Here is a 6,074-nt window from a genome sequence, read left to right as displayed (position 1 = left end):
CTGCGTAACGCACTCCATCCAGAGTCTATAGGAACATAAATCACTATTTTGTTAGCTGAAATATTGAATTTTCAAGGTACAAAGCCCATTTTAAGTATGGGAAGTCTTAGTAATAAAATAGATAGCATGTAGGAGGAAAAGAATGGACAATCAGAATAATAAAAAGAACGATAACAATAATCGGCAGAATTATGGGATTATTATTATAACCACAATAATTGCTGCTGTTTTTGTCATGTTTCTCTATCAGCTCATGCAGGACACGCCATCTCAGGAGATTTCCTATACGAAATTTATGGATATGGTGGAACAGGGCGAAGTCAGGGAAGTCACTATTGACTCGGAAAAGATTACGATCATACCGAAAACGGAAGCGGAAAAGCAGCAGGATTCCCAGTCGGGAAGCAGTGACGGACAGGATACACTCACTCAGGGCAGTAACTGGTTTACACAGTTTAATACCGGATCTCAGGTAGAGTATTATACCGGGATTGTAGATGATCCGGAAATGTACAATAAGCTGGAGGAAGCGGGAGTTGAGGTCAGCAGGACGATTCCGGATTCGACATCCATGATGATTTTAAATCTTGTATTCAGTGTCATTCTTCCGTTTGCGCTAGTATTTATTCTGCTCAGTTTCCTGATGCGGCGAGTATCCAAAAGCAGCGGGGGCATGATGGGGATTGGAAAGAGCAATGCCAAGATGTATGTGGAAAAGACCACGGGCGTAACATTTCGTGATGTAGCCGGTCAGGATGAGGCGAAAGAGTCTCTGCAGGAAGTGGTAGATTTCCTTCACAATCCGGGCAAATACACGGGAGTCGGAGCGAAGCTTCCGAAAGGAGCGCTTCTGGTAGGCCCTCCGGGAACAGGTAAGACGCTGCTTGCAAAGGCAGTGGCAGGAGAGGCGAATGTGCCGTTTTTCTCTCTGTCGGGTTCTGCGTTTGTGGAAATGTATGTCGGAGTCGGAGCATCCCGTGTAAGGGATCTGTTTAAACAGGCACAGCAGATGGCGCCGTGTATTATTTTTATCGATGAGATCGATGCCATCGGAAAAAGCAGGGATTCGCAGCTCGGGGGAAACGATGAGCGTGAACAGACATTGAATCAGCTGCTGGCGGAGATGGATGGATTTGATACAAACAAAGGTCTTCTTCTACTGGCAGCAACGAACCGTCCGGAGATTCTGGACCCGGCTCTGTTAAGACCGGGACGGTTTGACCGCCGGATTATTGTGGAAAGACCGGATCTGAAAGGCCGTGTTGATATCCTGAAAGTACATGCAAAGGATGTGCGGATGGATGAGAGCGTTAATCTGGAGGAGATCGCACTTGCGACGAGCGGCGCGGTAGGATCAGATCTTGCGAATATGATCAATGAAGCGGCGATCAATGCGGTAAAGCATGGACGTCACGCGGTGAGTCAGTCCGACCTTTTTGAGGCCGTGGAAGTGGTTCTTGTAGGAAAGGAAAAGAAAGACCGGATCATGAGCCAGGAAGAGCGCAGGATTGTTTCCTACCATGAGGTGGGACATGCACTTGTGAGTGCGCTTCAGAAGGATTCCGAGCCGGTTCAGAAGATCACGATTGTTCCGCGTACGATGGGTGCGCTTGGATATGTCATGCAGACACCGGAGGAAGAGAAATTCCTCAACACCAAGAAGGAACTTGAGGCGATGCTGGTAGGGCTTCTTGCCGGACGTGCTGCGGAGGAGATCGTATTTGATACAGTTACGACAGGAGCTTCCAATGATATCGAGAAGGCGACCAAGGTTGCCAGAGCGATGATTACCCAGTATGGTATGTCCGAGAAGTTCGGTCTGATCGGACTGGAATCCATCCAGAACCGGTACCTTGACGGAAGGGCAGTCATGAACTGCGGTGAGGCGACAGCGGCTGAGATTGACTCTGAGGTCATGCAGATGCTGAAGGTTGCCTACGATGAAGCAAAACGTCTTCTGATGGAGAACAGGGAAGCACTTGACAAGATTGCAGCGTTCCTGATCGAGAAAGAGACGATTACCGGAAAAGAGTTTATGAAGATCTTCCACGAGGTCAAAGGAGTGTCCGAAGGGGAAGTCAAAAAAGAGGAACGGATCGCAATGAAGCCGGTAGAATTTCCGGATCATCCGGAGATCGAAGAAGCTGTTCAGGCACCGGAGGAGACTGCAAACGAGGAAGAAAGCACAGGCTTTGGAGCGACAGAAGAATAAAGACAGGAATTCAGCGTATGGGGATTGTCCATACGCTGTTCTTTTGCTAAAATAGATGGGGTTAAAGAGGTGAAGCGATGTTTGTAATTGAAGAAGAACTGAAAAAACTGCCGGCAAAGCCTGGAGTTTATCTGATGCATGATGAGAAGGACGAGATCATCTACGTGGGAAAAGCCATCAGCCTGAAAAACCGGGTGAGGCAGTATTTTCAGAGCAGCAGAAATAAGGGCGTCAAGATCGAGCAGATGGTCACGCACATCCGGCGGTTTGAATACATTGTCACAGATTCGGAACTGGAAGCTCTGGTACTGGAATGTAATCTGATCAAGGAACACAGGCCGAAGTACAATACCATGCTGATGGACGATAAGACATATCCCTTTATCAAGGTGACCGTCCAGGAACCGTTCCCGCGGATTATGATGGTGCGCAGGCAGGCAAAGGATAAGGCAAAGTATTTTGGACCATTTACGAGTTCTCAGGCGGTGAAGGATATCATTGATATGGTAAGAAAGCTGTATCATTTAAGAAGCTGCAGCAGAAATCTGCCGAGAGATATCGGGAAAGAACGTCCGTGTCTGTACTACCACATCAAACAGTGTGATGCTCCGTGCCAGGGATATATTTCCAGCGAACAGTACAGGGAGTCCATTGACGAGGTCGTGAAATTTTTATCCGGGCATTATGACGGGATTCTGAAAGAACTGGAAGAAAAGATGATGGAAGCATCCGGGCAGATGGAGTTTGAAAAGGCAATCGAGTACCGGGAGCTGATCGGAAGTGTCAAGAAGATTTCGGAAAAGCAGAAGATCACCGATGCGGGAAAACCGGGAGAAGACCGGGATGTTCTGGCGGTTGCAAGGGAAGAGGGGGATGCTGTGGTACAGGTCTTCTTCATACGTGGAGGCCGCCTGATCGGACGGGATCATTTTTATCTGCGGACCGATCCGGACGAAACGAAGGCGGAGATCCTGACGAGCTTTATCAAGCAGTTTTATGCCGGGACACCGTATATTCCAAGAGAACTGCTGCTTCCGTACGAACTGGATGAAGCAGATATACTGATGGAATGGATGACTCGCAGAAGAGGACACAAAGTAACCTTTACAGTGCCGAAAAAGGGCGAGAAGGAAAAACTTTGTGAACTGGCGCAGAAAAATGCGGCGATGGTACTTGCAAAAGATAAAGAACACCTGATCCGGGAAGCCAACAGAACTACAGGAGCAGTCCGGGAACTGGAGGGAATTATCGGTGTTACCGGAATCCGCAGGATGGAGGCGTTTGACATCTCCAATACGAACGGGTTTGCATCGGTTGGTTCCATGGTAGTCTACGAGGATGGAAAACCGAAGAGAAGCGACTACCGGAAGTTCCGTATCAAGGGCGTAGTGGGAGCGGACGATTACGCAAGTATGCGGGAAGTGCTGACAAGGCGGTTCACACATGGACTGCAGGAAAAAGAAGAAGGAAAAGAGTTCGGAAGTTTTACTGTCTTTCCTGATCTGATTCTGATGGACGGCGGCAAGGGACAGGTGCATATCGCGGAGGAAGTGCTGGAGGAGCTGCATATCAGCATACCGGTCTGCGGCATGGTGAAGGATGACAGGCACCGCACGAGAGGACTTTATTACCACGATGAAGAACTCCCAATCCGGGCAGATTCAGAGGCGTTTAAACTGATTACACGTGTACAGGATGAGGCTCACCGGTTTGCCATCGAATTTCACCGGAAACTGCGGGGACAGGGGCAGGTTCACTCGATTCTGGATGATATTCCGGGAGTGGGACCGAAGCGGAGAAAAGATCTGATGAAACATTTTCAGAGTCTGGATGCGATCCGGCAGGCGGAAATCGAAGATCTGAAAAAACTTCCTACCATGAATGAAAAATCTGCCAGAGACGTGTACAATTTTTTCCACTGATATGATATACTATTCACAAAATGATTTTAACTGAGAAAATAAAGGAGAACAAATATGGGTGTGAAGCTTGAAAAACTAATTGAGAAGATGAACCTGAAGAATCTGACTCCGGATCTGGACCTGACCCAGTCGGAAATTCAGGTTCCGGATATCAACCGTCCGGCATTGCAGCTGACGGGATATTTTGACCATTTTGATTCTGAGCGTGTCCAGATTATCGGATATGTGGAGTATACGTATCTGGAAACACTGTCAGATGAGAAGAAGAAAGAGATGTATGCGCAGCTTCTCTCCTATGGAATTCCATGTATTGTATACTGCCGGAATATGGAGCCGGATGCGATGTTTCTTGAGATGGCCAATGAAATGAAAGTGCCGATTTTTCAGTCCTGTAAACAGACCTCTGCCTTTACTGCGGAAGTGATCCGTTGGCTGAATGTGGAACTGGCTCCATGCATTTCTATTCACGGGGTACTGGTTGATGTATATGGAGTTGGTGTTCTGATGATGGGTGAGAGCGGTATCGGAAAGAGTGAAGCAGCACTGGAACTGATTAACCGCGGCCATCGTCTTGTGACAGACGATGTTGTTGAAATCCGGAAAGTCAGCGATGATACTCTGGTTGGAAAAGCTCCCGATATCACCAGACATTTTATCGAGCTTCGCGGAATCGGTATTGTCGATGTCAAGAGTCTGTTTGGTGTACAGAGCGTCAGAGAGACACAGACGATCGATCTCGTGATCAATATGGAAGAGTGGGACAAGAACCGGGAGTACGACCGTCTTGGACTGAAAGAGGAATATACAGAATTTCTCGGAAATAAAGTCGTATGCCATTCGATTCCGATCCGTCCGGGAAGAAATCTGGCGATCATTGTGGAATCAGCGGCTGTCAACCACAGACAGAAACAGATGGGGTATAATGCGGCAGAAGAGTTATACAGACGTGTACAGGAAAGTCTGGCAAAATAAGAGGAAGGAAAGAACAGAGATGAATTATTGTTTTGGAGTTGATATAGGAGGTACCACCGTCAAGATCGGATTATTTCAGGAAGACGGAAACATTCGGGAAAAATGGGAGATAAAAACCAGAACGGAAGAGAAAGGCTGCAGGATTCTTCCGGATATTGCCAAATCTCTTTTGAACAGTCTGGAAAAGAATGGAATTCCGAAAGAGAATGTGGCCGGAATCGGAATCGGGGTCCCGGCTCCGATTACAGAAGACGGAGTTGTAAAGGCAACGGCAAATCTTGGATGGGAATATAAAAATGTGAAAGAAGAGATGGAGGAGCTGACAGGAATCCGTACTGCTACAGGCAATGACGCCAATGTGGCAGCACTTGGAGAAATGTGGCTCGGCGGCGGACGAGGCTGTAAAAATATGATTATGGTCACGCTGGGAACCGGTGTCGGAGGAGGAATCCTGATTAATGGAAAGATCCTGACAGGGGAACATGGAGCCGGCGGTGAGATCGGTCATCTCTGTGTCAACTACGAGGAAACGGACAGCTGTGGATGCGGAAATCATGGATGTCTGGAGCAGTACGCATCTGCGACAGGAATTACACGTCTTGCAAAGAAAAAGCTGGATTCCACTGACAGGGAGACTTTGTTGAGAAAAGGACCGGTCAACGCAAAGACCGTCTTTGATGCGGTAAAAGCAGGAGATGAAGTTGCCGATGAGATTGCTGTGGAGTTTGGAACATATCTGGGATATGCGCTCGCAAATCTTGCGGCTGCAGTAGATCCGGCTGCCATCGTGATCGGAGGCGGGGTATCCAAGGCAGGAGAAGTGCTTCTCCCGTACATCAAAAAGCCATATCAGGAGAGAGCGTTTTTTGCTGACCGCGACGTGAAATTTACACTTGCGGAGCTTGGAAATGATGCGGGGATCTGCGGAGCGGCAAAACTCGTTTTAGATTAATCATCTGAATAACAGA

At 47.9% G+C, this 6,074-nt stretch carries 4 protein-coding genes; all 4 read left to right on the top strand.

Annotated elements, in window-relative coordinates; genetic code table 11:
* Positions 1 to 142: 142 nt before the first annotated feature.
* The 4 genes from ftsH to H6A32_RS08360 all read left to right on the top strand — a co-directional run bounded on the left by ftsH (position 143) and on the right by H6A32_RS08360 (position 6,058).
* Entirely contained in the window at positions 143 to 2,212 is a 2,070-nt protein-coding gene (gene ftsH, locus H6A32_RS08375; RefSeq protein WP_204864102.1) for an ATP-dependent zinc metalloprotease FtsH, read from the top strand.
* A 77-nt stretch (positions 2,213 to 2,289) separates the two neighbouring features.
* Positions 2,290 to 4,134, top strand: a complete 1,845-nt coding sequence (uvrC, locus tag H6A32_RS08370; RefSeq protein WP_087167499.1) for an excinuclease ABC subunit UvrC — start codon at positions 2,290 to 2,292, stop codon at positions 4,132 to 4,134.
* 54 nt (positions 4,135 to 4,188) lie between these two features.
* Positions 4,189 to 5,106, top strand: a complete 918-nt coding sequence (gene hprK / locus H6A32_RS08365; RefSeq protein WP_087167498.1) for an HPr(Ser) kinase/phosphatase — start codon at positions 4,189 to 4,191, stop codon at positions 5,104 to 5,106.
* A 19-nt stretch (positions 5,107 to 5,125) separates the two neighbouring features.
* The gene (locus tag H6A32_RS08360) at positions 5,126 to 6,058 is read left to right on the top strand and encodes an ROK family glucokinase (protein ID WP_204864101.1); all 933 of its coding nucleotides are present in this window, start codon (positions 5,126 to 5,128) and stop codon (positions 6,056 to 6,058) included.
* Positions 6,059 to 6,074 lie beyond the last annotated feature (16 nt).

The organism is Drancourtella massiliensis (genome assembly GCF_016900655.1).
In the GTDB taxonomy this organism is placed as follows: domain Bacteria; phylum Bacillota; class Clostridia; order Lachnospirales; family Lachnospiraceae; genus Sellimonas; species Sellimonas catena.
The sequence above is the reverse complement of the archived record's forward strand: the minus strand, read 5'-3'. Positions and strand labels throughout refer to the sequence as shown.

Bases quoted from the DNA above. Each gene is read 5' to 3' on its own strand.
- ftsH (WP_204864102.1), top strand. From the start codon at position 143: ATGGACAATCAGAATAATAAAAAGAACGATAACAATAATCGGCAGAAT.
- H6A32_RS08360 (WP_204864101.1), top strand. From the start codon at position 5,126: ATGAATTATTGTTTTGGAGTTGATATAGGAGGTACCACCGTCAAGATC.
- uvrC (WP_087167499.1), top strand. From the start codon at position 2,290: ATGTTTGTAATTGAAGAAGAACTGAAAAAACTGCCGGCAAAGCCTGGA.
- hprK (WP_087167498.1), top strand. From the start codon at position 4,189: ATGGGTGTGAAGCTTGAAAAACTAATTGAGAAGATGAACCTGAAGAAT.